19 protein-coding genes are annotated in these 25,790 nt (G+C 64.3%); 11 read left to right on the top strand and 8 right to left on the bottom strand.

The genetic code is table 11. The features are described 5' to 3' along the window. The first annotated feature begins 90 nt into the window (after positions 1-90). The 5 genes from GB927_RS27850 (at position 91) to GB927_RS27830 (ending at position 3,519) form a co-directional block, all read left to right on the top strand. The gene (locus GB927_RS27850; protein ID WP_256120489.1) at positions 91-345 is read left to right on the top strand and encodes a hypothetical protein; all 255 of its coding nucleotides are present in this window, start codon (positions 91-93) and stop codon (positions 343-345) included. 155 nt (positions 346-500) lie between these two features. Next, on the top strand, positions 501-1,106 hold the full coding sequence (leuD, locus tag GB927_RS27845) for a 3-isopropylmalate dehydratase small subunit (RefSeq protein ID WP_256120488.1): 606 nt from the start codon (positions 501-503) through the stop codon (positions 1,104-1,106). A gap of 4 nt (positions 1,107-1,110) precedes the next feature. Then, positions 1,111-1,491 carry a RidA family protein gene (locus tag GB927_RS27840; RefSeq protein WP_256120487.1) on the top strand — a complete coding sequence of 127 codons (381 nt, stop codon included), beginning with the start codon at positions 1,111-1,113 and terminating at the stop codon, positions 1,489-1,491. Positions 1,492-1,587: 96 nt separating this feature from the next. Then, the gene (leuB, locus tag GB927_RS27835) at positions 1,588-2,697 is read left to right on the top strand and encodes a 3-isopropylmalate dehydrogenase (protein ID WP_256120486.1); all 1,110 of its coding nucleotides are present in this window, start codon (positions 1,588-1,590) and stop codon (positions 2,695-2,697) included. A gap of 123 nt (positions 2,698-2,820) precedes the next feature. Then, positions 2,821-3,519: a phosphatase PAP2 family protein gene (locus tag GB927_RS27830; RefSeq protein ID WP_256120485.1), complete on the top strand. Its 699-nt coding sequence runs from the start codon at positions 2,821-2,823 to the stop codon at positions 3,517-3,519. A gap of 58 nt (positions 3,520-3,577) precedes the next feature. On the opposite strand, the gene GB927_RS27825 is transcribed toward GB927_RS27830, so the two are convergent. After that, the gene (locus GB927_RS27825) at positions 3,578-5,467 is read right to left on the bottom strand and encodes an MFS transporter (RefSeq protein WP_256120484.1); all 1,890 of its coding nucleotides are present in this window, start codon (positions 5,465-5,467) and stop codon (positions 3,578-3,580) included. Between the two features lie 491 nt (positions 5,468-5,958). Between GB927_RS27825 and GB927_RS27820 the strand changes: the two genes are divergently transcribed. Both GB927_RS27820 and GB927_RS27815 read left to right on the top strand, forming a co-directional pair. Then, positions 5,959-6,993: an aspartate-semialdehyde dehydrogenase gene (locus GB927_RS27820; RefSeq protein ID WP_256120524.1), complete on the top strand. Its 1,035-nt coding sequence runs from the start codon at positions 5,959-5,961 to the stop codon at positions 6,991-6,993. Positions 6,994-7,229: 236 nt separating this feature from the next. Further along, positions 7,230-8,051 (top strand): lytic murein transglycosylase, encoded by an 822-nt coding sequence (locus GB927_RS27815; RefSeq protein ID WP_256120483.1) that lies wholly within the window; start codon positions 7,230-7,232, stop codon positions 8,049-8,051. Between the two features lie 56 nt (positions 8,052-8,107). Here GB927_RS27815 and GB927_RS27810 read toward each other — a convergent pair whose 3' ends face one another. Together GB927_RS27810 and pdxY are read right to left on the bottom strand one after the other, a co-directional pair. Further along, positions 8,108-8,749 (bottom strand): carbonic anhydrase, encoded by a 642-nt coding sequence (locus GB927_RS27810; RefSeq protein ID WP_256120482.1) that lies wholly within the window; start codon positions 8,747-8,749, stop codon positions 8,108-8,110. A gap of 91 nt (positions 8,750-8,840) precedes the next feature. Further along, positions 8,841-9,716: a pyridoxal kinase PdxY gene (gene pdxY, locus GB927_RS27805; RefSeq protein ID WP_256120481.1), complete on the bottom strand. Its 876-nt coding sequence runs from the start codon at positions 9,714-9,716 to the stop codon at positions 8,841-8,843. 277 nt (positions 9,717-9,993) lie between these two features. On the opposite strand from pdxY, the gene GB927_RS27800 reads away from it, so the two are divergent. Both GB927_RS27800 and GB927_RS27795 read left to right on the top strand, forming a co-directional pair. After that, positions 9,994-14,775, top strand: a complete 4,782-nt coding sequence (locus tag GB927_RS27800; RefSeq protein WP_256120480.1) for an NAD-glutamate dehydrogenase — start codon at positions 9,994-9,996, stop codon at positions 14,773-14,775. An 89-nt stretch (positions 14,776-14,864) separates the two neighbouring features. Then, complete coding sequence (locus tag GB927_RS27795) at positions 14,865-16,244, top strand: MFS transporter (RefSeq protein ID WP_256120479.1); 1,380 nt, start codon at positions 14,865-14,867, stop codon at positions 16,242-16,244. A gap of 188 nt (positions 16,245-16,432) precedes the next feature. Here GB927_RS27795 and purH read toward each other — a convergent pair whose 3' ends face one another. From purH to htpX, 4 genes are all read right to left on the bottom strand, one after another. Continuing rightward, positions 16,433-18,043, bottom strand: a complete 1,611-nt coding sequence (purH, locus tag GB927_RS27790) for a bifunctional phosphoribosylaminoimidazolecarboxamide formyltransferase/IMP cyclohydrolase (RefSeq protein ID WP_256120478.1) — start codon at positions 18,041-18,043, stop codon at positions 16,433-16,435. 100 nt (positions 18,044-18,143) lie between these two features. Continuing rightward, positions 18,144-19,826, bottom strand: a complete 1,683-nt coding sequence (locus GB927_RS27785) for a heparinase II/III family protein (RefSeq protein WP_256120477.1) — start codon at positions 19,824-19,826, stop codon at positions 18,144-18,146. A 116-nt stretch (positions 19,827-19,942) separates the two neighbouring features. After that, positions 19,943-21,352 carry an RsmB/NOP family class I SAM-dependent RNA methyltransferase gene (locus GB927_RS27780; protein ID WP_439655536.1) on the bottom strand — a complete coding sequence of 470 codons (1,410 nt, stop codon included), beginning with the start codon at positions 21,350-21,352 and terminating at the stop codon, positions 19,943-19,945. After that, a complete protein-coding gene (htpX, locus tag GB927_RS27775; protein ID WP_256120476.1) occupies positions 21,349-22,311 on the bottom strand; it encodes a zinc metalloprotease HtpX in 963 nt (320 codons plus the stop codon). Before htpX ends, GB927_RS27780 begins: the two co-directional genes overlap by 4 nt. A 159-nt stretch (positions 22,312-22,470) precedes the next feature. Between htpX and GB927_RS27770 the strand changes: the two genes are divergently transcribed. After that, entirely contained in the window at positions 22,471-22,668 is a 198-nt protein-coding gene (locus GB927_RS27770) for a DUF1674 domain-containing protein (RefSeq protein WP_256120475.1), read from the top strand. A 216-nt stretch (positions 22,669-22,884) separates the two neighbouring features. Here GB927_RS27770 and acs read toward each other — a convergent pair whose 3' ends face one another. After that, positions 22,885-24,840: an acetate--CoA ligase gene (gene acs / locus GB927_RS27765; protein WP_256120474.1), complete on the bottom strand. Its 1,956-nt coding sequence runs from the start codon at positions 24,838-24,840 to the stop codon at positions 22,885-22,887. Between the two features lie 234 nt (positions 24,841-25,074). Between acs and GB927_RS27760 the strand changes: the two genes are divergently transcribed. After that, a complete protein-coding gene (locus GB927_RS27760) occupies positions 25,075-25,776 on the top strand; it encodes a DUF1013 domain-containing protein (RefSeq protein WP_256120473.1) in 702 nt (233 codons plus the stop codon). Positions 25,777-25,790: the final 14 nt, after the last annotated feature.

The following is a 25,790-nucleotide window of genomic DNA, read 5'->3' as shown; positions in this document are numbered from 1 at the left end:
TTTGTCGCAGCCGGCAAGCACTACCGGTTTCGGCCTTGCAATGGACAAAATCGACCCCCACATTCTTTTCTACAGAAAGGGCAAAATCCCATGCAGCGCATACGCTCCATCGTCTTCACCGTCCTCACCATGCTGATTGCCGGCGCGACCTTCCTGTTCGCCGCCTCGCTCGGCCTTGCCATCGCCGGCATCGTCGCCGTGCTGATGCTCGGCAGCATGCTCGCAGGCAAGCTCCAGCCCCGTCCGGTCCGGGCGACGGCCCGCGCGCGCAACGATCGCGCCGCCCCCGGCCAGCGCGAACCGCGTATCTGGAACGACGGCCGCGGCACGATCATCGATCTTTAGGCCGCATTCCCTCCTTCAGGAGGCACCGGGCGCAGACCGCGCCCGGCTTTTGCGTCTGGTCGCCCGGCGGTTCGGAAGATTCTCCTTCAAATTCCGGGAAAACTGATCTAAACGCTTGGCGAAACCGACATCACCGTATTCCGAGGGTCCTTGCCATGGAAAAGTTCGTCAAGCTGACCGGCGTCGCCGCGCCGCTTCCCGTTGTCAATATCGACACGGACATGATCATTCCCAAGGATTACCTGAAGACGATCAAGCGCACCGGCCTCGGCAAGGGCCTCTTTGCCGAAGCGCGCTTTCATGAAGACGGCAGCGTCAACGAAGACTTCGTGCTGAACAAGCCCGCCTACCAGAACGCCACGATCCTGGTCGCCGGCGACAATTTCGGCTGCGGCTCCTCGCGCGAACACGCGCCGTGGGCGCTGCTCGACTTCGGCATCCGCTGCGTCATCTCGACGAGCTTCGCCGACATCTTCTACAACAACTGTTTCAAGAACGGCATTCTGCCGATCGTCGTCAGCCAGGACGACCTCGACAAGCTCATGGACGATGCGAGCCGCGGCTCGAACGCCATCCTGACCGTCGACCTGGAAGCCCAGGAAATCACCGGCCCCGATGGCGGCCGCATCACCTTCGATATCGACGCCTTCCGCCGCCACTGCCTGCTGAACGGCCTCGACGACATCGGCCTGACGCTGGAAAAGGCGACATCGATCGACAGCTACGAGAAGCAGACCGCTTCCTCGCGGCCCTGGGCCTGAGCCGATGCGCCGGCTGATCTCGTCCGGCTCGCCGTTCGAGGTGAAGGCCGGCTATTCGCGCGCCGTCGTGCAGGGTGACTGGTGCTTCGTTTCCGGCACGACCGGCTACGACTACACCACCATGACCATGCCCGAGAGCGTCGAAGAGCAGACGCGCCGCTGCCTCGCCACGATCGGCGAGGTTCTGGAGGAGGCCGGCTTCTCCTTCGCTGACATCGTGCGCTGCCACTATTACGTGACCGACGCCGCCTTCGCCGACCGGGTCTTTCCGATCCTCGGCGAGACCTTCGGGCGGATCCGCCCCGCCGCGACCATGGTCGTCTGCGACCTGATCCGACCGGAAATGCTGATCGAAATCGAAGTGACGGCGCTCCGGCAAAACTGAAACGCTCGCGCAAAAATCTTTCGTCCCGGCGATTTTCCTTGAACGGAAGTTGCGCTAAGAAGCGCGCGACCATTCCATGACATCAAGGAAAATGCCATGACAGCGCGTACCCTCCTTCTCCTGCCCGGCGACGGCATCGGCCCGGAAGCCATGGCGGAAGTCCGCAAGATCATCGCCTATATGAACGCCGAACTCGGCGCCGGTTTTGAGACCGACGAAGGCCTCGTCGGCGGCTCGGCTTACGACGCCCACGGCGCGGCGATCTCGGAAGGCGACATGGAGAAGGCGCTTGCGGCGGATGCCGTGCTGTTCGGCGCCGTCGGCGGCCCCAAGTGGGATGACGTTCCTTACGAAGTCCGCCCGGAAGCCGGCCTGCTGCGCCTGCGCAAGGACCTCAAGCTTTTCGCGAACCTGCGCCCGGCCATCTGCTACCCGGCGCTCGCCAATGCCTCCTCGCTGAAGGCCGAACTCGTCGAGGGCCTCGACATCCTGATCGTGCGCGAACTCACCGGCGGCGTCTATTTCGGTGAGCCGAAGGAGATCATCGATCTCGGCAACGGCCAGAAGCGCGGCATCGACACGCAGGTCTACGACACCTACGAGATCGAACGCATCGCCGGCGTCGCCTTCGAACTCGCCCGCACGCGCGGCAACCGCGTCTGCTCGATGGAAAAGCGCAACGTCATGAAGTCCGGCGTGCTGTGGAACCAGGTCGTGACCGAGACGCACAAGCGCGCCTATTCCGACGTGCAGCTCGAGCACATGCTGGCCGACGCCGGCGGCATGCAGCTCGTGCGCGCTCCTAAGCAATTTGACGTCATCGTCACCGACAACCTGTTCGGCGACATGCTCTCCGACGTCGCCGCCATGCTGACCGGCTCGCTCGGCATGCTGCCGTCCGCCTCGCTCGGCGCCCCGGATGCCAAGGGCCAGCGCAAGGCGCTCTACGAGCCCGTGCACGGCTCGGCACCGGACATTGCCGGCAAGGGCATCGCCAACCCGATCGCCATGATCGCCTCCTTCGCCATGTGCCTGCGCTACTCCTTCAACATGGTCGCGGAAGCCGACAACCTCGAAAAGGCGATCGCCGACGTGCTCGACAGCGGCGTGCGCACCGGCGACATCATGTCGGAAGGCAGCCGCCAGGTCGGCACGACCGAGATGGGCGACGCTATTCTCGAAGCGTTCAAGAAGCTCTCGGCCTGAGACCACCATCTTCGCTGAAAAGGCTCCCGGCGCAGGTGCTCCGGGAGCCTTTTTCGTTTGCGCTCCCTTGAAATGCCGGCTGCCGCCAACACATGGAAGCGACGCTGTTTTCAAAGGATGACCATGAACCGATCGTTTGCGACCTCCTCGCTCTGGATCCTCGCCACCACCGTGCTGCTCGTCGTGGCCCTCGTGCCCTTCGATCCCACACTGTCCCAGCGCGCCCAGGGCCTTCCGGGCGGCGTCGTCACCTTCAACGAGCGCATCACCGATTTCGGCACCTTCAGCTGGATGATTTACGGCTCGGGCCTCGTCGTCATGCTCGCCTATATCGTGCACCGGGTCAGCCGCAACGAGACGCTGGCGGGTCGTGCCCGCACGGCGCGGCGGCTGTCGCTCTATTTCCTCGTGACGATCGGCGCGACGAGCGCGCTGGTGCATCTCTTCAAGCTGATCGTCGGGCGGGCGCGGCCGGAACTCTTCTCCGAACTCGGCGCCTACAGCCTGACGCCTTTCGCCTATGACAATCTCTATGCGAGCTTCCCGTCCGGCCATTCGGCGGCCGTCGGCTCGTTTTTCGGCGCCTTTTCCATGCTGGCGCCGCGGCTGCGGCCGCTCTTCCTGATCGGCGCGCTGATGATCGGCATCTCCCGCGTTATCGTCGGTGCGCATTATCCGAGCGACGTCGCGGCCGGCCTGCTGCTCGGCCTCTGGACCGCCGTCGCCACCGCCTTCGTCTTCGCCCGCCAGGAATGGCTCTTCCGCTTCAACGAGCACGGCTGGCCGCTGCCGAAAGCCTTGTTGCCGCCCAAGCCCCAATAAAGAACCCGGCCCGTGTTGCCACGAGCCGGGTCCGCCATGAACAATCGGAAGGGGGAGATCAATCCATGGCGTGGATGTCGCGGTCCTTGGTTTCCGGCAGGAACAGGAGACCGATGACCAGCGTGATGCCGGCGAACACGATCGGATACCAGAGGCCGTAGTAGATATCGCCCTGGGCAGCGCTCATTGCGAAGGCCGTTGCCGGAAGCAGGCCGCCGAACCAGCCGTTACCGATATGGTAGGGCAGCGACATGCCGGTGTAGCGGATGCGGGTCGGGAAGAGTTCGACCAGCAGGGCGGCGATCGGGCCGTAGACCATCGTGACGTAGATCACGAGGACCGTCAGCACGGCGATGGTCATGATCCAGTTCACATTTGCCGGATCGGCGACCATGGTGAAGGCACCGCCCTTGTCGACCGTGTAGACCGCCATCTCGGTGACGCCAGCGGCTTCTTCGGCCGTCAGCAGCTTGGCGGTGACGAGGTCGGCAGCGGGCGTCGTCGCCTTCTCGCCGGCGCGGATCGCGGCGGCATCGAGCGCGAGTTCCGGGTTGGCTGCGACGAAGGCGTCGAGCTTGGAGTCCGGCACCTTGATCGCGCCGCGCACCAGCGGGTAACCGCCGGCCTGCAGGGCAAGGTTGGTTTCCTTCTGGAAGGCGGCGTCGAGCGCCTTGGCCTGGTCGGCCGAAGCGATGGCGTCGTAGCTGTTGATCGTCTTGTCGCCGATCTTGACGGTCGCAGCCGTGCCGGCAGCCGCCGTGGCGACGACATCATAGGGCACCGAGTTGCGGGTCAGGAACGACGTCGCGATATCGCACGAGGTGGTGAACTTCGCCGTGCCCGTCGGGTTGAACTGGAACTTGCAATCGCCCGGGGCGGCGGTGACCGTCGCGCGGATCGATTCCTGCGCCTGTGCGAGCGCCGGGTTGCCGGCCCAGGTCATGGCCTTGAAGAGCGGGAAGTAGGTGAGCATGGCGAGCAGCAGGCCGGCCATGATGATCGGCTTGCGGCCGATCTTGTCCGACAGCCAGCCGAACAGCACGAAGAAGCCGGTGCCGATGAGCAGCGAGCAGGCGACCATGATATTGGCCGACTGGCCGTCCACCTTCAGTACGCCGGTCAGGAAGAACAGCGCGTAGAACTGGCCGGAATACCAGACGACGGCCTGGCCGACGACGGCGCCGAACAGCGCGAGCAGCGCGATCTTGGCATTGCGCCACTGGCCGAAGGCTTCCGTCAGCGGTGCCTTGGAGCCCTTGCCCTCTTCCTTCATCTTCGCAAAGGCCGGCGATTCGTTCATCTTCAGACGGATCCAGACGGAAACGCCGAGCAGGATGGCCGAAAGCAGGAACGGAATGCGCCAGCCCCATTCGGCGAAGGCTTCCTTGCCGAGAATGAACTGGACCAGCAGGATGACCACCAGCGAGAGGAACAGGCCGAGCGTCGCCGTCGTCTGGATCCACGAGGTGAAGTAACCGCGCTTGCCGTCCGGGGCGTGTTCGGCGACGTAGGTCGCGGCACCGCCATATTCACCGCCGAGCGCCAAGCCCTGGAGCATGCGCAGGATGATCAGGATGATCGGAGCGGCGATGCCGATGGTGGCAGCACCGGGCAGAAGGCCGACCACGAAGGTCGAGAAGCCCATGATCAGGATCGTGACGAGGAAGGTATACTTGCGGCCGACGAGGTCGCCGAGGCGACCGAACACCAGCGCGCCGAACGGACGCACGAGGAAGCCCGCAGCAAAGGCCAAAAGCGCGAAGATATTGCGCGTCGTTTCAGGATACTGGCTGAAGAAGGTGGCGCCAATATAGATCGCCAAGGAACCGTAAAGGTAGAAATCATACCATTCGAAAACAGTGCCGAGCGAAGAGGCGAAGATCACCTTCTTCTGCTCGCCGGTCATGGGCGTCGATTTGGCCGCGCCCACTGTCGAAACATTTGCCATTTCATTGTCCTCCACAAAAACGGCGTGTCGGGCAGCCCATGATCGTCCGGAGTTTCTCCCTTAAAACCCAGGACAGGGTGCGCCTGATTGGAAGGATGGCAGAAAAAGAACTGTGACAGCAGCGCTGCTTTGGGCTTATGACTTTGGGTGTAAGACTTTGGTCGAAGATGGACGTCTTCGACGAAGCGCCGCTTTGCGCACGCGCAAGGCTTGACTCTTCGTGAGATGAGCGTATTCAGCACCCACGCAAAGGAACCGCCATGTCCCGCCTTGGTCTTACCATCGCCAGCATGATCGATCCGGCCTTCAACGCCGGACGGGTTCGCCATTGCGCATCCATTTCCAAAACAACGGCCAAAACGACGACGAAAACCGTCTGACGTCTCTGGCCCACCGCTCTCTCCCCGGTATGGCCGGGGACCGAAACCCGCGTCGAGGCCGGCGGGTTTCCCTCCAGAACCCGCGGAGAGACAGAGAAAGAGAGCATGAGTATGGGTTTCAAGATCGCAATCGCCGGCGCGACCGGCAATGTCGGCCGTGAAATGCTGAACATCCTGGCTGAGCGCGGCTTCCCGGCCGACGAAGTCGTCGCCCTTGCGTCCAGCCGTTCGTTCGGCACCGAAGTCTCCTTCGGCGACAAGACGCTGAAGGTCCAGAACCTGGAAAACTACGACTTCTCCGACACGGATATTTGCCTGATGTCGGCCGGCGGCACGGTTTCGCAGAAGTATTCGCCGAAGATCGGCGCCAAGGGCTGCGTCGTCATCGACAATTCCTCGGCCTGGCGCTACGACGCCGACGTTCCGCTTGTCGTTCCGGAAGTGAACCCTGACGCGATCACGATGTTTACCCGCAAGAACATCATCGCCAACCCCAATTGCTCGACCGCCCAGCTCGTCGTCGCGCTGAAGCCGCTGCATGACCGCGCCACGATCAAGCGCGTCGTCGTCTCGACCTACCAGTCCGTCTCCGGCGCCGGCAAGGAAGGCATGGACGAGCTCTTCCAGCAGACCCGCGCCGTCTTCGTCGCCGATCCGGTCGAATCGAAGAAGTTCACCAAGCGCATCGCTTTCAACGTCATTCCGCACATCGATTCGTTCATGGAAGACGGCTACACGAAGGAAGAGTGGAAGGTTCTGGCCGAGACCAAGAAGATCCTCGATCCGAAGATCAAGGTGACCTGCACGGCCGTGCGCGTCCCCGTCTTCATCGGTCATTCCGAATCGGTCAACATCGAGTTCGAAAACGAGATCACGGCGGACGAGGCCCGCGAGATCCTGCGCGAGGCGCCGGGTTGCCAAGTCATCGACAAGCACGAGAACGGCGGCTACATCACCCCGTACGAATCGGCCGGTGAAGACGCCACCTACATCTCGCGCATCCGCGAGGACGCAACCGTCGAAAACGGCCTCAACATCTGGGTCGTCTCCGACAACCTGCGTAAGGGTGCCGCGCTCAACGCCATCCAGATCGCGGAACTGCTCGTCGCCCGCGGCCTGATCAAGGCGAAGAAGCAGGCTGCCTGATCACGGGAGCGGACGGCAAAATTGGAGTGTTTCCGCGTTTCTGGCAAATGTGGCAACGTTCCGGTAACCAATTTTAAATAAAAGTCCCGATTGTTCCGTCTGAGAACGATCGGGACTTTGCTTTGAACCATGCCGGCGGACAGGCCGGAACGGCTTCACGGCAAGGTGCGATGACAGGAACGGCGGGGCATGGCATGCTCCCGCAGCGGAATTTGATTTAGATCACGGGGTTTTTCATGGGCATGACACGGAGCGTGGCCAAGGTACTGGCCGCAATGATCGCCACGGCAGCAGTGCCGGCGGCGGCTGAAGCTGCCAAGTGCGGCAACGATGCAGGCGGTTTTCCTGCCTGGGTAGAGGCATACAAGGACGAGGCCGCCGGCCGCGGCATCAACCGCGCCACGCTGGACAAGGCATTCGCCAATGTCAGCTATGCCCGCGCGACGATCCGCGCCGACCGCGGCCAGAAGAGTTTCAAACTCTCCCTCGAACAGTTCATGCAGAAGCGTGGCGGCCAGGCGATCATCCGCCGCGGCAAGGGCCTGAAGAAGCAGAACGCAGCGCTATTCGAGCGCATCGAGGGCCGCTACGGCGTCCCGGCCGGCCCGCTCTTGGCCATCTGGGGCATGGAAACCGGCTTCGGCGGCTTCCTCGGCAAGGAACACACGATCTCGGCCGTGGCGACACTCGCCTATGATTGCCGCCGTTCGGAATATTTCACCAATCAGCTCAACGCCACGATGCAGCTTGTCCAGAAGGGCATTCTCTCGACGTCCGCACGGGGTGCCGCGCATGGCGAAATCGGCCAGACGCAGTTCCTGCCGGCAAACGTGCTGAAATACGCCGTCGACGGCGACGGCAACGGCCGCATCGACCTTGTCGGCTCGAAGGCCGACGCACTCGCCTCCACCGCGAACTTCCTGCGCGGCCACGGCTGGAGCGCCGGCGGCGGCTACCAGCCGGGCCAGGGCAATTTCGGCGCCCTGCAGGGCTGGAACGCGGCCAGCGTCTACCAGCGCGCGATCGCCATCATCGGCGCGGAAATCGACGGCGAATAAGTCGGGACAAGATCGAATGCAGGAAACCCGGTGCGAGCTTCGCGCCGGGTTTTTCTTTACGTGCCAGGGCGCACGAAATCGCCGGTCTTGGCGTCCATGATCCAGAGCTCGCCGGTCGAAATGTCGAACCATGAGCCGTGCAGCTGGATGCGGCCCTTTTCTTCCAGGATGCGCACGCAGGGGAAGGTTCTGAGATTGGCGAGCGAGTTGCGGATCGAGACGCGCTCGAGCGCACGCTGGCGTTCCCCCTGCGTCAGGAGTTCGGCACCCTGGATCTGTTCGGCGACGGGCCTCAGCATGCCCATCCACTTGCCGATGAAGTCGCCGGGCGAGAGCGGCTCGGCATCGAGCGCGAGCGCTGCCGAAATGCCGCCGCAGCGGCCATGGCCCATCACCACGATATCGCTGACCTTCAGCGACTGCACCGCAAATTCAAGCGCCGCCGACGTCGAGTGGTACTGCCCGTCCGGCTCATAGGGCGGCACGAGGTTGGCGACGTTGCGGATCACGAAGAGTTCGCCCGGTCCGCTGTCGAAGATCGTCTCGGGTGCTGCCCGGGAGTCACAACAGGCAATCACCAGCGTCTTCGGCTTCTGGCCGGTCTCGGCCAGCGCCCGGTAGCGCGCCGACTGTTCGGCATAACGGCCGGACATGAAATTGCGGTAGCCATTCAGAAGACGGTCGGGAAAGCTGTTCATGGTGTCAAAATACCCCCGTGCAAACGATCTGCCGGATGAGGCCCCATCCGGATGTGCATAAACCACTCCGCACGGGATGGCGCAAGACGATTCAGGGCCGTTTGGTCTGCGCCGGATGCAGGAGGCGGCGCATGTGCACCATGGCCATGGGCGTGGAAATGCTCCCGGCATCCTGTTCCAGCGTCAACTCGTCGGCACCGCGCTTGGCGGTGCGCGCGACGATCTCGAAGACGCTGGCTGTCGCCATCATCAAGGCCCGTTCTTCCGCCAGGCCTTCCATCAGCCGGGAGAGGAAGATCGCCGAAAGCAGGTCGCCGGTGCCGTTCGGCGGATTGGGCACGAGGCGGTGTTCCGCCAGAAGCGCACTGCGCCCGGAGAGATAGAGATTGCCCGTGCTGCCCGCCATCAGCGGCAGCGAAGAGGTGACGAGCATGCGCGACGGCCCGAGCGACAAAGCCGCCTCCATGACCGCCGCATTGGTTTCCAGCGGCGCACCGGAAAGCCAGGCCAGCTCGAACCGGTTGGGCGTGGCGATCGAGGCGAGCGGGATCAGCCGGTCGCGGATCGCCACCGCCGTTTCTTCCGCAATATAAAGGCCGCTCTCGTCGCCGCAGACCGGATCGCACATATAGAGAAGGTCCGGATTTTCCGCCTTGAGCCCCGACACAAGGCGCGCCACGGAAGCCACCTGCGCAGCACTGCCGAGATAGCCCGACAACACCGCCTTCACCTCGCCGCGCCAAGGCGCGCGCAAAAGGTCGGAGATCATCGCGTCGAAATCTTCCGCCGAGATCGCCACGCGGGTCGATTTTCCGTGTCCCGGATGCCAGGGCAGGATGACCGTCGGCAGCGCCCAGACCGGGTGCCCGAGCGTCTCGAGCGCGAAGACGGCGGCGCGGTTGCCGACCGTGCCGCGCACCACATGGCTCGAAATCACGATGACCGTGCCCTTGTCGCTCTCGTTCATAAGCCGGCTCCCTTTCGTCCAGTCGAGTGATGACAAGGGGGTCCGAGCCTGTCAACGCCCGCCCTGCCATCCACCTCTCGCGCGACACCGCCGATCGCTCCGCATGACCGGTTTGTGACGTCTTTTCGTCGAAAAAACAGGAATTCCTGGGCGAAACGACAGTGTAACTGACCTATTCCGGACAAAATCGATTGAATTTTCTGACGATTCCACAAATTTCGTCGCAGGTATTTTTTCTTCTGCTAACGTCCGGCCATCGGATTCGAGGGAGAATTCCATGGGTGCCCGGACCAACGTGAAACGAGAAAAACACATCGAAGCCGCAAAGGCTGCAGCTGCCGCCCTCGGCGCAAAGACACTGAACCCCGACATCCTGTTCGGGCGTGCCAGCAAGGACGACATCGAGCTTTATACCGGCCCGATGCTGGCGGTTGCCGCCGCCCATGCCATGGCCGAAATCGAGGCCTGGGACGGTGCCACGCCGCGCGTCACCGTCACCACGCTGCCGGAGGTTCGCCCGGAGGGCGAGCCCGTCTCCGTGCTCTCGGTCACCGACCGCAACCAGCCGTTCCTCTACGATTCGGTGATGGGCGAAGTGACAAGCACGCACCGCGACATACACCTCGCGGTCCATCCGATCCTCGTCGTCACCCCGGGCGAAACGCCGAAACTCTTCTCGCCGGACGAGGAAAGCGATCCGGCGCACCGGGTCAGCCATATCGAGATCCACCTGTCGGAACTCGCACCGGGCGAAGCCGCCTCGCTCGTCGAGCGCGTGAACACCGTTTTGAACCAGGTTCACCAGGCCGTCGACGACTGGCCCGCCATGGTGGAAAAGCTCGACAGCGCCATGGCCGACATGGAGCGTTACGCCAAGGCCAAGGCCGACAAGGATGAAGCGCTCGCCTTCATGACCTGGCTGCGCAGCAACAACTTCACCTTCCTCGGCATGCGCGAATACAGCTATTCCGGCAAGGGCGAGCAGGCGACCGTGGAGCGCGGCGGCGAAGGGCTCGGCATCCTGTCCGACCCCGACGTGCGCGTGCTGCGGCTCGGCAAGGACGCCGTGACGACGACGCCGGAAATCCTCGAATTCCTCGAAGGCCCGGATTTCCTGATCGTCACCAAGGCCAATGTGAAATCCCTCGTGCACCGCCGCGCCTATATGGACTATATCGGCCTGAAGCGGTTCAACGAGAAGGGCAAGGTGATCGGCGAACTGCGCATCGTCGGCCTCTTCACCTCCACCGCCTATACGCATGCTGCCGGCCAGATCCCGCTGCTGCGCTCCAAGGTGGCTGACGTCGTCGAGCATTTCGGCTACGACCCGAAGAGCCATTCCGGCAAGATGCTGATCAACACGCTGGAATCCTATCCGCGCGACGATCTCTTCCAGATCGACACCGGCCTGCTCGCCACCTTCTGCGAACAGATCAACGAACTGTCCGACCGGCCGCGCATCCGCGTGCTGCCGCGCATCGACCGTTTCGACCGCTTCGTCTCCGTCATCGTCTACGTGCCGCGCGAACAATATGATTCCGACGTGCGTGAAAAGATCGGCAACTATCTGAAGTCGGCTTACGATGGCCGCGTCTCCGCCTATTACCCGGCTTTCCCGGAAGGCGGACTTGCCCGCGTGCACTTCATCATCGGCCGCTCCGGCGGCAAGACGCCACGCATTCCGCAGCCAAAGCTGGAACAGGCCGTGCGCGAGATCGCCACGCGCTGGACCGACCGCTTCGAAACGCTCTCCGGCGGCGATGGCCTGCGCCTCGTCACCGATCGCGGCTACCAGGAGGACTTCACGCCCGCCGAAGCCCATGCCGACCTCGCCCTCATTTCGACGGCGACGCCGGACAACCCGATCCGCATTTCCTTCTACCGCAAGGCCTGGAACACCGACCTGAGCACGGTCGAGCTGAAGATCTTCCATGCCGGCGAGCCCGTTTCGTTGTCGCGCCGCGTGCCGTTGCTGGAAAACCTCGGCTTCAACGTCGTCAGCGAACAGACGCATGATCTCACGGTCGCCGGTTTCGACGGCGAACAGCGCCGGGTCATCCTGCACGACATGGAGCTCAAGCACCGCGACGGCATCGAGATCAATCTCGACAAGCTGAGCCCGATGCTGGAGGAGGCGTTCCTTGCGGCCTGGCATGGCGAGGTCGACGACGACGCGCTGAACCGCCTCATCCTGACCGCCGGCATTTCCGCCCGCGAAATCATGGCGCTGCGCACCTATTCGCGCTACCTGCGTCAGACCGGCATTCCCTATTCGCAGGGCTATATCGCCGACACGCTGAACAAATACCCGCCGATCGCCGCCAACCTCTTCCGCCTGTTCAAGACCCGCCTCGACCCGAAATTTTCGGATCGCCAGCGCGAGAAGAAGACCGGCGAGACCGCCACGGCGATCGAAGAGGCGCTCGCCAACGTGCCGAGCCTCGACGAGGACCGGATTCTGCGTCGCTACGTCAACGCCATCCAGGCGACGCTGCGCACCAACTATTTCCAGCGCGATGCCGACGGCAAGCCGCGCAAGACGCTGGCGATCAAGCTCGATCCGAAGGCGCTGGACGGCCTGCCGGAACCGCGGCCCTTCCGCGAGATGTTCGTCTACGGCGCCGAGGTGGAAGGCGTGCACCTGCGCTTCGGCAAGGTCGCCCGCGGCGGCCTGCGCTGGTCGGACCGTGCGCAGGACTACCGCACGGAAGTGCTGGGCCTGGTAAAGGCACAGCAGGTGAAAAACTCGGTCATCGTGCCGGTCGGCGCCAAGGGCGGCTTCTATCCGAAGCAGCTTCCCGCCGGCGGCAGCCGCGACGCCATCTTCAAGGCCGGCACCGAGGCCTACAAGACCTATATCCGCACGCTGCTCTCCGTCACCGACAACATCGTCGGCCAGGACGTCGTGCCGCCGGCCGATACGGTCCGCCTCGATGGCGACGACCCTTATTTCGTCGTCGCCGCCGACAAGGGCACGGCGACCTTCTCCGACACGGCGAACGGGCTGGCCCAGGAAGCTGGCTTCTGGCTCGACGATGCCTTCGCGTCGGGTGGTTCGGCCGGCTACGACCACAAGAAGATGGGCATTACCGCCCGCGGCGCCTGGGAGACCGTCAAGCGCCACTTCCGCGAGATGAACATCGACATCCAGAAGACGCCCTTTACCGTCGCCGGTGTCGGCGACATGTCGGGCGACGTCTTCGGCAACGGCATGCTGCTGTCGCGAAAAATCCGGCTCGTGGCCGCTTTCGACCACCGCGACATTTTCATCGATCCGAATCCGGATACCGATACGTCCTTCGCCGAGCGCCGCCGCATGTTCGCTTTGCCGCGGTCGAGCTGGCAGGACTATGACCGCTCGGTCCTCTCCAAGGGGGCGATGATCATTCCGCGCACGGAGAAATCCGTGACGCTGACGGCGGAAGCCATGGCGGTGATCGGCATCGACAAGGCCAAGGCGACGCCGTTCGAGATCATGACGGCGATCCTCAAGGCGCCGGTCGACCTGATGTGGTTCGGCGGCATCGGCACCTATATCCGCGGCCAGAACGAGACGGACGCGGAAGTGGGCGACCGCGCCAACGACCCGATCCGCATCGTCGCCGACGATCTTCGTGCAAAGGTGATCGGCGAGGGCGCCAACCTCGGCGTCACCCAGCGCGGCCGCATCGCCTTCGCCATGAAGGGCGGACGCTGCAACTCGGATGCCATCGACAACTCGGCCGGCGTGAATTCGTCGGACGTCGAGGTCAACATCAAGATCGCGCTCGCCTCCGCCATGCGCGACGAGCGGCTGACACGCGCCAAGCGCAACGTGCTGCTCGCCTCGATGACGGACGAGGTGGGCCACCTCGTGCTGCGCAACAACTACCTGCAATCGCTCGCGATTTCGCTGACGGAAAAGCAGGGCGCCGCCAACCGCGCGCCGCTGACACGCCTGATGGACCGCTTCGAGGCCGCCGGCCAGCTCAACCGCAAGGTCGAGACGCTGCCCGACGATCGCACGGTCGCCGAACGCTACCAGGCCAGCAAGCCGCTGACCCGGCCGGAGATCGGCGTGCTGCTCTCCTATGCCAAGCTCGTGCTGTTCGACGAGCTCGTGCACACCGGCCTGCCGGACGAGCCCTATTTCGAGCCGACGCTGATCAGCTACTTCCCGGCGAAGATGCAGAAGACCTATGGCGACGACATCCGCTCGCATCGCCTGCGCCGCGAGATCATCGCGACGATCCTCGCCAACGAGGTGATCAACCGCGGCGGCCCGGCCTTCATCAACTCGCTGACCGACGGCACCGGCTTCGGCCCGGCGGATGCCGTGAAGGCCGCCGTCATCGCCCGCGATGGTTATGGCCTCGCAGCCCTCTATGCCGGCGTCGACGCGCTCGACACCCTGGTGGCAGGCGCGGTGCAGAACGAGCTCTACGAGGAGATCGGCCGCATCTACGCCACCGTCACCAGCCTGCTGCTGACGACCAGCGCCGTGTCCGGCCCGCTCGACCAGGCCGTCCACAAGCTCAAGCAGGCGCTGAAGCAGCTTCGCCCGCAGCTCTCGACGCTGATCTCGGAAGCCGCCGGCGACGAGGCGCGCCGCAAGGCCCATGCCTATGAGGACGAGGGCGTGCCGGCGGACCTGGCGGAGGAGATCGCCACGCTTTCCATGCTGACCTTCGTGCCGGAAGTGATGCTGATCGCATCGGCGACCGGCGACACGCTCGGCAAGACGGCGCAGACCTTTGCCGGCATCAGCGCGGCGCTCAATATCGGCCGGCTGCTTTCCGCGGCAAGCCGCATTCCGACCGGCGATCTCTACGAGTCGCTTGCCCTGCAACGCAGCCTCACCGACATCGCCAATGCCCGCCGGGACCTGGCGAGCGTCGTGCTGACCGGCCACAAGGGCGACAAGGCGCCGCTTGCGACCTGGCAGCAGGCCGACAAGGAACGGCTTGCCCGCGTGACGGCAAACCTCTCGGCGCTGACCGAGACGGGCGAAGCCACGCTCGCCAAGGTGAGCGTCGCCGCAGGCATCCTGAGCGACCTTGCACAGGCACGGTCGAAGTGACAAAGTCCCGTGCCGGCTGAGGGAGCGAAGGCTCCGTTAGCCGGCATCGGACGGGCGCACAGTCGTCGCCCCCGCGAATTGGAGGGGCGATGACGATCGCGACGGAAAGCCGGGAGCCGCGCACGAGCCGGGCCGGCATCACGGGCTGGATGCTGTTCGACTGGGCGGCGCAACCCTTCTTCACGGTCATCACCACCTTCATCTTCGGCCCCTACCTCGTCTCACGCCTGACCGAAGACCACGCCGCGGGCCAGGCGGCCTGGAGCTACACGCTCACGCTTTCCGGCATCCTGATCGCACTACTCGCCCCCATCATGGGCTCGATTGCCGATGCCTCCGGCGCCCGCAAACCCTGGATCGCCGTCTTTGCGGTGATCAAGATCCTGTCGCTCGCCGCACTCTGGTATGCGGCACCGGGCTCCGGCCTCCTCTTCGCCATGGCGATGATCGTGCTGGCGACCGTCGCGGCGGAATTCTCCATCGTCTTCAACGATTCGATGATGCCGCGCCTCGTGCGTCCCGAGGATGCCGGCCGCATCTCCAACATCGCCTGGGGCCTCGGTTATCTCGGCGGCATGATCGTGCTGATCGCCGTCGTCGCCCTTCTCGCCGCCAATCCCGAGACCGGCAAGACGGCAATCGGCATCGCGCCGCTCTTCGGCCTCGACGCCGCCGCCGGCGAGGATGCCCGCATCACCGGGCCGATCTCGGCGCTCTGGTATCTCGTCTTCATCCTGCCGATGTTCTTCTTCACGCCGGACCAGGAAAAGGGATTGCCGATCGCCGCGGCCGTGCGCGCCGGCCTCGCCGATCTTTCCGCGACGCTGCGCGATCTCAAGAAGAAGCCCGGCATCCTGCGCTTCCTCATCGCCCGCATGATCTATCAGGACGGTGTCAACGGCCTCTTGGCGCTGGGCGGCACCTTCGCCGCCGGCATGTTCGCCTGGCAGACCTTCGAACTTGGCATCTACGGCATCATTCTCAACGTGGTGGCGATCGGCGGCTGCCTCTATGCCAGCCGGCTGGACAAGCGGCTCGGCTCGAAGACCGTCGTGGTGATGAGCCTTGTCTGCCTCACCATTGCCACCGTCGGCATCGTCTCCACCGGCCCCGGCTTCACCCTGTTCGGCCTGATCCCGCTGCCGACCGCCGATTCCGGCGGATTGTTCGCCACCGCTGCGGAGAAGGCCTACATCCTCTACGGCCTGCTGATCGGCGTCGCCTTCGGCCCCGTCCAGGCCTCCGCCCGCTCCTATCTCGCGCAAAGCATCCATCCCGATGAGGCAGGCCGCTATTTCGGCCTCTATGCCCTGTCCGGCCGCGCCACGTCCTTCCTCGCCCCGCTCTCCGTCGCCCTCATCACCACCGCGACCGGCTCCGCCCGCATCGGCATGATGGCGCTCATCGCCTTCCTCGTCGTCGGCTTCCTGCTCCTGCTGCGCACCCCCTATCCGGCCAACAAGGCCTGAAACGCAAAACGCCCCGCAAGCGGGGCGTCAGCTTCATGGCAACCTTGCCGCACCCACAACGTCATCCTCGGCCTTGAGCCGAGGATCCACGTCTCGTCCGCGGCGGTGGATGCTCGGGTCAAGCCCGAGCATGACGGAGGAGGGGTTGAGGTTAACGCCGACGTTTTAAGCCCGGCGAAGAATCCGGCTCAATGCCGGAAGTGGCGCATGCCGGTGAAGACCATGGCGACGCCGGCCTCGTCGGCGGCGGCGATCACTTCCGCATCGCGCATCGAGCCACCGGGCTGGATGACGGCCGTGGCGCCCGCGGCAATCGCCGAAAGCAGGCCATCGGCGAAGGGCAGGAAGGCTTCCGAGGCCACGGTCGACCCGCGCGTCAGCGGCTCAGCAAGGCCCATCGCCTTGGCGGCGTCCTCTGCCTTCAGGCCGGCAATGCGGGCGGAATCGACGCGGCTCATCTGGCCGGCACCGATGCCGGCGGTCTGGCCATCCTTGGCATAGACCACGGCATTCGACTTGACGTGCTTGGCGACCTTGAAGGCGAATTTCATGTCGATCAGCTCCTGCGCCGTCGGTGCGCGCTTGGTGACGACCTTCAGTTCGAGGTCCTCGACCATGCCATTGTCGCGGCTCTGCACGAGCAATCCGCCGGAGACCGTCTTGGCGGACAGGCCGGGTGTGCGCGGATCGGGCAGGGCGCCGGTCACCAGCAGGCGCAGGTTCGGCTTGCCGGCGATGACGGCGCGGGCCTTCTCGTCGGCATCCGGTGCGATGATGACCTCGGTGAAGAGCTTGACGATCTCTTCCGCCGTCTCGCCGTCGAGCGTCGAATTGAGTGCGATGATGCCGCCGAAGGCCGAGACCGGGTCGCAGGCGAGCGCCCTTGCATAGGCGTCCTTCAGCGTCTTGCCGGTGGCGACACCGCAGGGATTGGCGTGCTTGATGATCGCGCAGGCCGGGCCGTTTTCCGGCAGGAATTCGGCAACGAGCTCGAAGGCGGCGTCCGTGTCGTTGATATTGTTGTAGGAAAGCTGCTTGCCCTGCAACAGCGTCGCCGTCGCCACGCCGGGGCGGTTCTCGCCGGTGACGTAGAAGCCGGCCTTCTGGTGCGGGTTCTCGCCGTAGCGCATCTCCTCCTTCAGCACGCCGCCGAGCACGCGGTGGCGCGGCATGGCGATGTCGAGCGCTTCGGCAAACCAGTTGGAGATCGCGGCGTCATAGGCCGCCGTGCGGGCATAGGCCTTGGCCGCGAGACGCTGGCGTAAAGCATAGGAGGTCGAGCCATCGGCGAGTTCCTCGATGAGGGCAGGATAGTCCGCCGGGTCGGTGACGATGGTCACATAGGCATGGTTCTTGGCGGACGCGCGGATCATCGCCGGGCCGCCGATATCGATGTTCTCGACGGTCGTCGGATAATCGCCACCCTTGGCGCGCACCTCTTCGAACGGGTAGAGGTTGATGACGGCGAGGTCGATCGCGCCGATGCCGTGCGCCTTCATCGCCTCGACATGCTCCGCATCGTCGCGGATCGCCAGCAGGCCGCCATGCACGGCGGGATGCAGCGTCTTGACGCGACCATCCATGATTTCCGGAAAGCCCGTCACCTCGGAAACGTCGGTCACCGCGAGGCCGGCGTCGCTCAGCGCCTTGTGCGTGCCGCCGGTGGACAGCAGCCGCACGCCCTTTTCGGCAAGTGCGCGGGCGAGATCGACGATACCGGCCTTGTCGGACACGGACAGCAGCGCCGTGCGGATGGCGACGCGATCGGGGGCGGGGATTTTCTTGGAAATGACGGCCATGGGGCGCTCCGTTCTGCGGCCCGGGAGGGAGGGGCCGGATGGTCATGCGCCCCGTTATCACAGGCGCGCCCGCGAGAAAACCGCGAAACGTCCTGACGTCTCAGCGTTGTCGCGCCAGCGACCATTGAATTTCCGCCACCCTGGCCAGCGGCATGGTGAGCGTCAGCTGGCGCGAGGCGCGCACGCCGGAGGGATCGGCGAAGAAGACGTCCTCCTCCTCTTCCACCGGCACGTCGACGCAGGTCAGCGCCCAGGCCTCGCCATCCACCGCGATGAGCCGCGTCTCGTTGGCGGAGACCCGGTAGAGCTGGATGGTCGGGTGGATGTGGAAGCGCACCACCGCCGTACCCTTCTCGATGGCGCCGTCAGGATCGCTCGGCTTGTAGAAGCGTTCGCGGCCACGGATCTCGCTACCCGTCGCCGCAACGAGGATGTCGCGCTCATAGAGCAGGCCGAAGCGCTTGAGGTAGCCGTCATGGGTCGCCGTCACGCTGTCGGCGCCGGACTGGCGCTCGGCGCGCGACACATCGACCTTGGAAATACCGCCGACGACGATCGGGCCGATAAAACGCGAAGTCGAAATGCGTGCGGAGGACGTGTCGTTGAGCGTCGCGACCGAATGGGCCGCCGTGGTGCGCGACAATTGCCGCAGCGCCTCGCCGGCAAAACGCGGCCGGCCGGAATTGACGATGAAGCGGTTCTTTCCCGACGACATTTCGAGGGACAGCGCGCCGGCCGCGGCCGTTGCCGAAAGATCGACCGAGCGCGGCACGCCGGTATCCATCAGCACGACCGTCTCCTTCACCGCCAGGCGATCGTAATTGCTCGACGGCAGCGCCTTGAAGGGCGCCCCGCCGGTCTCGTCGTAGCGCAGCGCCGACATCAGCTCGTGCGCCAGCGTATAGGTCGCGCCGTTGAAGAGCGCGAGTTCGCCGCCCTGGTGGCGGAAAAAGCGCAGGGCCGGATAGATGCGGTCGATGGAGGGAATGAGTTGCGCCGGCATGTCGTGGCCGAGATTGACATAGGTCTGGCGCAGCGGGAGCAGGTCGAGCAGCACGTCGAGCGCTGCCCGCGGATTGCGCGAGCAATGGCCGCCATCGGGAAGGATCTGACGGTCGAGTTCCTCGTCGAGATGGCGCGCGGCCTTGCGCATGCGCGAGGGGGAGGCCGGCATGGCGATGGATGCCATGGCGAGCGCGATGCGCACCCGAAGCCGCGGCTCGCCGTCGCGCGTCGTATCGGCGACGTGACGAAGGTAGCGCACCTGGAAGGCGAGGCTCTTCAGGAAGCGGCGATAGAAGGGGTAATCGGCATCCTTCAGCACGACCGGCGAATGGGACAGCCAGGCGATAATGCGCTGCGCCGCGACATCCGGCCGCCAGGCCAGCCCGCCGATGTAACGACCATGGCTCTGCAACCAGTCGTCGACGATGAAGCGGGCGGTGAGCGCCGCCTTTTCCGGATCGACGAGGCGCATATGGCGCAGCCAGCCGAAGGAATGCAGGCGGACCGCGAACTCTTCCGAGGGAAGCTCCAGCGCGAAGGGTGATTCGCCCTCGCATTCGAGAATGCGCCCGGCGAGCGGAAAGCGGCCGCCGACGATTTCTTCGCCGGCAAAGAGATCGGCCGGATGCAGGTCCGTCGGCGCAACGATCAGCCGGTCCGGCGTACCGCCGGAAAAGCGCATGGCGCTGATTCGTCCCAAGGCAAGCCTGCGCGAGAAACGGCGCCAACCCTCACGCATATACAGATAGAGTAGCCGCTGCCTGTCGGAAAGCTGCATGGTTAACGAATGCCTCCTGAACCTATAGGTAGGCTGAGGAGGCAAGCGGCGTCAATTCATCGACTGCTGATGGGCTGTTGATGACTTCGGAAGCATTTCGGGACGATTTTTCCAGCTTAGCCGCCATGGCTAAGACGCACCGCGTAAAACCCGTCCACGCCGCCGGCATGCGTGTCCGTCGCGGGCAGCATGGCGGGCGTGGTGCGGAATTCGCCGCGGGGTGAAATCGCCGCCTCAAGGCCCGGCCAATCGGCTGGATCGACGGGCTCGATGCGCCAAGCCGGATTGTCAGCGAGAACGCGGGCGATCATCTCCTCGCCCTCGATCGGATCGAGCGAGCAATTCGAAAACACCAGCTCGCCGCCGGGCTTCACCAGCGTCAGCGCATGGCGCAGCAGGCGCTCCTGCAACCGGGCAAGCTTTTCGATATCCTCCGGACCCTTGGTCCAGAGCACGTCGGGATGGCGGCGGATCGTGCCGGTGGAAGAGCAGGGCGCGTCGAGCAGCACGGCGTCGAACAACTCATCCGGCCGGTAGTCCGCCATATTGGCTTCCACCACGGTCGCGGAAAGACCGAGACGCTCCAGATTGCCGGCGAGCCGCTTCAGGCGGTTGGCGGACTGGTCGAGCGCCGTCACCACGGCACCCGCCGCGGCAAGCTGCGCGGTCTTGCCGCCGGGCGCGGCGCAAAGATCGGCGACACGTTTGCCGGCAAGGTCGCGGAAGAGTTTTGCGGGCAGGCTCGCCGCGGCATCCTGCACCCACCATTCGCCGGCCTCGAAACCTTCGAGCGCCGGGATGGCGCCCGAGGCGACGGGCAGGCGGACGGAGCCGGTGGGCAGAAGGAGGCCGCCAAACCGCGCGGCCCAGCCGTCCGGATCGGACTTGACGGTGAGGTCGATGGTGGAGGCTTCGAGCAGCGCATCGTTGATGCGCGCGGTGTGTTCGCGGCCGTAGATGGCGACGAGACGCTCATGGAACCAGGGCGGAATGACCGGGACCGTGCGAGTCGCCGTCAGATGCGAGGCCTTTTCGCGCGCCAGGCGCCGCAGCACGGCATTGGTGAGACTGGCGAAGCGGCGGTTGCGCGGGTCGATCTGCGCCTGCTCGACCGCGAGATCAACGGCGGAATGGTCCGGCACATCGAGATAGAGGATCTGCGCGGCAGCGACCGTCAGCACATGGTGCAGCGCGCGAGCCCCTTCCGGCAGGGGCGTGCCGACCAGCGTATCCATGATGGCATCGATGCGCGGCAGGTGGCGCAGCGCCGTGTTGAGGATGGCGCGGACCAAGGCGCGATCGGCATCGTTGAGCTGCCGATAGGCCGGGTTACCGTTTTCGAAGTCGAGCATGCCATCGAGCGGCGTCCTGCGGTCCACCACGGCAGCAAGAATCTTGGCGGCGGCCTGGCGGGCGCGCAGGCCGGGCTTTTCCGGATAGCCCGCATCCGCCTCGGGCGCCTTCGGCCCGCGGCCGCCGGCATAACGTTTCGGATGCGCTCTGTGTTTCGTTCTGTCGTCGTTCAAGACCAGGGACCTTTGGGTGGTTCGGAACCACCGCGTCCCCAGCCCGTCGTCGGAACGGAGCGCGATTTGCGGACGGGATTATCAGCCCGGACCGGCTCCGTCGAGCGCGCTTGCATGCCGCGGGCCATTTCCTCGAGCGCGGCGATGCGGTTTTCCGTGTTCGGATGGGTCGAAAACAGGTTGTCCATGCGCTCGCCCGACAGCGGATTGATGATGAACATATGCGCGGTCGCGGGATTACGCTCGGCGTCATCGTTCGGCACGCGGCCCGCCGCGACGGCGATCTTCTTCAACGCAGAAGAAAGCCAGAGCGGGTTGCCGCAGATTTCCGCGCCGCGCTTGTCGGCCGAATATTCGCGCGTCCGGCTGATCGCCATCTGCACCAGCATGGCGGCGAAGGGGGCGACGATCATCGCGATCAGCACACCGATGAAGCCGAGCGGATTGTTGTTCTCCCGGTTGCCGCCGCCGAAGAACATGGCGAAGTTGGCGAGCATGGAGATCGCGCCGGCAATCGTCGCCGTCAGCGTCATGGTCAGCGTGTCGCGGTTCTGGATATGCGCCAGTTCGTGCGCCATCACGCCCGCCACCTCCTCGTAGCTCAGCGCCTGGAGAAGGCCGGTCGAGGCGGCGACGGCGGCGTTCTGCGGGTTGCGGCCGGTGGCGAAGGCGTTCGGCTGGTCGCTGTTGATGACGAAGACGCGCGGCATGGGCAGGCCGGCCCGCTTGGCGAGGTCGCGCACGATGCCGTAATATTCCGGCGCGGAGCGCTCATCGACCTCCTTCGCCCCATACATGGACAGAACCATGCGGTCGGAATTCCAGTAGGAGAAAAAATTCATGGCGATCGCGACGAGAAGCGCGATCATCATGCCGCCCTTGCCGCCGATGAGCAGGCCCACGCCCATGAAAAGCGCCGTCATGAAGGCGAGAAGCATGGCTGTGCGAACGATGTTCATACGGTTACGGCTCCTGTTGGGTCTCTTGGCCCGGTTGCTCTTCCCCTGTTGTCAAGGGAGTGTTTCACGTGAATCAACGCTTTCCACAGCGTCGTCACGCTTCTATATGATGGTAAGCGAACAGGAATTCTTCAATATCCGGGAAGGATGCCGATTTTCATGCAGAACGACAACGACAATCATTCGGACGGCCGGAAAGTGCTTCCGCCCGCAGCCCAGCGCGCCCTCCAGGAAGCCGAGGAACGGCGCAAGGCCGAGAAAACCGCCGAGCCCGCCCCCGAAATCGGCGGCCGCGGCGGCGCCGACCCCGCGCGCTTCGGCGACTGGGAAATCAAGGGCCGGGCGATCGATTTCTGAGAGGTGGAATCCGGCTCAGGATAATGTGGCTCCCACCGGAGCCAGCTCCCTCGTCATGGTCGGGCTTGACCCGACCATTCATCCCACCCGCCGCATGGATCCTCGGGTCAAGCCCGAGGATGACGGAAGAGGGGAGGAGACAATTTTCCTGCAAACAACCATTCAACGAAAACGGCGGCCTGAGGCCGCCGTTTTGTTTCATGCCGGTTGGTTCGTTCAGCCGGCGGCCTTGTTCTGCCGGTTGGCGATCAGGTCGTCCACGACGGCCGGATCGGCGAGCGTCGAGGTATCGCCGAGCGCGCCGAAATCGTCCTCGGCGATCTTGCGCAGGATGCGGCGCATGATCTTGCCCGAGCGGGTCTTCGGCAGGCCGGGCGCGAACTGGATCTTGTCCGGGGTCGCGATCGGGCCGATCTCCTTGCGCACATGCTTGACGAGGTCCTGGCGCAGCGCATCGTTGCCCTCTTCGCCGGCCATCAGCGAGACGTAGCAGTAGATGCCCTGGCCCTTGAGGCTGTGCGGATAGCCGACGACAGCGGCTTCCGAGACCAGGTGGTGCGAGACGAGGGCCGATTCGATTTCGGCCGTGCCGAGGCGGTGGCCGGAAATGTTGAGCACGTCGTCGACGCGGCCGGTGATCCAGTAATAACCGTCCTCGTCGCGGCGGCAGCCGTCACCCGTGAAATATTTGCCCTTGTAGGTCGCAAAATAGGTTTCGACGAAGCGCTTGTGATCGCCGTAGACGCTGCGCATCTGGCCCGGCCAGCTATCGGTGATGCAGAGATTGCCGTCGGCGGGACCTTCCAGCACATTGCCCTCGTTGTCGACGAGCTCGGGCTTGATGCCGAAGAAGGGACGCGTCGCGGAGCCGGGCTTCAGGTCGGTCGCGCCCGGCAGCGGGGTGATCAGGATGCCGCCGGTCTCCGTCTGCCACCAGGTATCGACGATCGGCGAGCGGCCTTCGCCGACGACGTTGTAATACCATTCCCAGGCTTCCGGGTTGATGGGTTCGCCGACCGAGCCGAGCAGGCGGATCGACGAGCGCGACGAGCGTTTCACGAAGGCATCGCCGGCGCCCATCAGGGCGCGGATGGCCGTCGGCGCAGTGTAGAAGATGTTGACCTTGTGCTTGTCGACCACTTCCCAGAAGCGGCCCGCATCCGGAAAGTTCGGCACACCTTCGAACATCAGCGTGGTGGCGCGGTTCGCGAGCGGCCCATAGACGATATAGGAATGGCCGGTGACCCAGCCGACATCGGCGGTGCACCAGTAGACGTCGCCGTCCTGGTAGTCGAAGACGTATTTGTGCGTCATCGAGGCATAGACGAGGTAGCCGGCCGTGGTGTGCAGCACGCCCTTCGGCTTGCCGGTGGAACCCGACGTGTAGAGGATGAAGAGCGGATCTTCCGCCTTCATCTTTGCCGGCGGACAATCGCGCGGCACGGTCAGCACTTCCTGGTGGTGCCAGATGTCGCGGCCGGGTGCCCAGCCGGTCTTGCCGCCGGTGCGGCGCACGACGAGAACCTTGTTGACGATGACGTGCTGCTTGGCGGCGATGTCGATCGCCGTATCGGTGTTTTCCTTGAGCGGGATCGGCTTGCCGCCGCGCACGCCCTCGTCGCAGGTGACGACGAAGGTCGATTCGCAGTCGACGATACGACCGGCCAGCGCATCCGGCGAGAAGCCGCCGAACACCACGGAATGGATGGCGCCGATGCGCGCGCAGGCGAGCATCGCATAGGCCGCTTCCGGGATCATCGGCATGTAGATGGTGACGCGGTCGCCCTTCTTGACGCCGTGTTTCTTCATCACGTTCGCCATGCGGCAGACGTGCTCGTAGAGCTCGTTATAGGTGATCTTCTTGTCGATATAGGGATTGTCGCCTTCCCAGATGATGGCGACGTCATCGCCGTGCGCCTTGAGGTGGCGATCGATGCAATTGTAGGAGACGTTGGTGATGCCGTCCTCGAACCACTTGATCGGGACCTTGCCGTTAAAGGACGTGTTCTTGACCTTGGTATAGGGCTTGAACCAGTCGATCCGCATGCCGTGCTTGTCCCAGAAACGCTCCGGGTTCTCGACGCTCTCGCGATACCATTTCTGATAGGTATCGTTGTCGATCAACGCACGGTTTTTCGCGGATTTCAGGACCGGATAGGTCTTTGCGGACATTCATGCCTCCCTTGACTGCGCATGCGCGGGAAGCCGCATTCTCCTTCGGCCCCGCACCTCCTGCGCCATACATATCAGGTCAAATCACCCGGGCAATTAGACAAAGGTCATTTGTCTCTTGAAGAATTGCATTTCTGCGACAGTGGCGTTATAGAGGGCCGAATTCCCGGAACATAGTGGTTAACTACCCCACGACCCGCGACACCGGCGCGGACGGACAGAAGGACTATATGCATGGCTCAGCAGCTCCTCATGCCAAAGGCGACCGCGGTCTGGCTGGTCGACAACACGGCGCTGTCGTTCGACCAGATCGCCACATTCTGCAAACTGCATCCGCTTGAAGTGAAGGCGATCGCCGACGGCGAATCGGCCCAGGGCATCAAAGGTCTCGACCCGATCTCCACCGGCCAGCTTTCCCGCGAGGAGATCGCGCGTGCGGAAGGCAACCCGTATCACAAGCTGAAACTTTCCGAACCGAAGGTCCGCGTGCCGGAATCCAAGCGCAAGGGCCCGCGTTACACGCCGGTCTCCAAGCGCCAGGACCGCCCGAACGCCATCCTCTGGCTCGTGCGCAACCATCCGGAACTGAAGGATGCGCAGATCTCGCGTCTCGTCGGCACGACCAAGTCGACGATCGAGCAGATCCGCGAACGCACCCACTGGAACTCCGCCAACCTCGCGCCGATGGACCCGGTAACGCTGGGCCTGTGCTCGCAGATCGACCTCGACCTCGAGGTCGAACGCGCCTCGAAGGGCCGCCCGCTGCCGACCGCCGCCGAACTCGGCGCAACGCTGGAAGCCGCCCGCGAAACGGAAAAGCTGCCCTACAGCACCGATGTGGAAGAGGAGAAGGAAATCGACGCCGATGCCGTCTTCGCCAAGCTCAAGTCGCTGAAGTCGGCAACGCCCGACGAGGACGAAGACGAGCGCTTCTAAGCGCCGCTTCATCG

The organism is Shinella lacus (genome assembly GCF_010994755.1).
GTDB classification, from domain to species: domain Bacteria; phylum Pseudomonadota; class Alphaproteobacteria; order Rhizobiales; family Rhizobiaceae; genus Shinella; species Shinella lacus.
This window is presented reverse-complemented; position numbering and strand designations above follow the sequence as displayed.